General features: G+C 40.1%; 1 protein-coding gene. It reads left to right on the top strand.

Annotated elements, in window-relative coordinates:
- Positions 1-578: 578 nt before the first annotated feature.
- Complete coding sequence (locus F6K53_RS41285; RefSeq protein WP_293086134.1) at positions 579-1,523, top strand: fused MFS/spermidine synthase; 945 nt, start codon at positions 579-581, stop codon at positions 1,521-1,523.
- The last annotated feature ends 52 nt before the right edge of the window (positions 1,524-1,575 follow it).

Below are 1,575 nucleotides of genomic sequence, written 5' to 3'. Positions count from 1 at the left end.
GTTACAGGGCGCTTGTCGCCCCCCCAGCAAGGCAAGCCAAAACAAGCTCTCAAAATTATCCAAGAAAGATCGCAAGCTAAACATATCCAGATTAAAGAATTTGAACGTGGTTTTCCCCTAGGTAAATAATATCGATTAAAACGTTTTTTTAGTGGTTAGCAAGTTTCACTTTAATATTTTTATGCTGCTTGATAGTTTTTAAATAAACATGATAATGACTTTTATTAAAACAAATTAGTGCCTAAGTAATCAGTATTAATCTAAGAATTATATGGAGGATCATACGACTCATGTTTTAAGAGAATAAAAAAATATTTATTAAAGTCAATTGATATTCGGATTATTACCATGTAATTATTGGTTTTAATAATGATTCAAGAACAAGCGCTTCTGCTATAACCAGAACTTTATAAAGGTTTAATGCTAGACCAAAATTGATCCTAGTCATCCTTTTAATTCCAAGGAGCAGGGTTATGCAGTGTCAAATGTCAAATCGCTATAGAGCTCTTAACTTTTAGACCATTATGACATGTAGCTTTTAATAAATAAGTTGTTTTTAGTTTATATATGGAGATTTGATGAAAACTACAACCATAGATACAAATAGTTGGCTTTTGGATCCGTGTACTACCTCTACTTTTTTTGCTCATAAGTTAACCAAAACCATCTTCTCTAAGAGAACAGCCTACCAAGAAATGCAGATTGTCGAGACAGAAGACTATGGAAAGTCTCTAATTTTGGATGAGCAATTGCAGTCGAGTGTGGTAGATGAGTTTATTTACCATGAATCATTGGTACAGCCAGCCATGATCAATCACGGTTCTCCTCGCCAAGTTCTGATTCTTGGGGGAGGAGAGGGGGCAACATTACGGGAAGTCCTGCGTTGGAAAACTGTTGAGCGCTTAGTAATGGTGGATATTGATGGAGAAGTTGTAGCCGCCTGTCGGGAACATTTACCAGAAATGCACCAGAATGCTTTCGACGATCCTCGTTTAGAATTAGTGATTGGAGATGCGCTCCACGTTCTCGACACCAGTTCTCAGGAATGGGATATCATTATTTCCGACCTTTCTGACCCCATCGAAGAAGGCCCATCCTTTCAACTCTTTACCCAAGAATATTTTCAGAAGATCCGGCGAGTTCTCAAACCCGATGGTTTTTTCATCGTCCAAGCTGGGCCTGTTGCTCCCGCAGAAATTACCCTTCATGCTCGCTTAGTTTATACGGTCAACTCGGTCTTTCCCAACGTTCTTTCCTATGCATCCCATGTTCCCACCTACGCTGCGCCCTGGGGATTTGCGTTAGGTTCCGCTCAACCCATTCCTTCTCGACCTTCCCCGGAAGAAATTGACCAATTATTGGCTCAAAAAACCACGGGGGGCTTTCAACTCATCGATGGTATTACCCTTTTAGGGATGTTACAAACCCCAGCCTATATTCGACGGGCGATCGCTGAACAAACCCAAGTCTATACCCTGAAAGAGCCTCCCAAATTTTTTGGCAAAGGGGCAAATACTCAATAAAGGTTAACTTCTTATAACCTCGATCTGAATCAGTGGCGATCGCTTAGATGAA

Source organism: Moorena sp. SIO4A1, assembly GCF_010672065.1.
GTDB lineage: Bacteria > Cyanobacteriota > Cyanobacteriia > Cyanobacteriales > Coleofasciculaceae > Moorena.
This window is presented reverse-complemented; position numbering and strand designations above follow the sequence as displayed.

What these genes read in the sequence shown, in the direction of transcription:
- F6K53_RS41285 (WP_293086134.1), top strand. Translation starts at nt 579, where the DNA reads ATGAAAACTACAACCATAGATACAAATAGTTGGCTTTTGGATCCGTGT.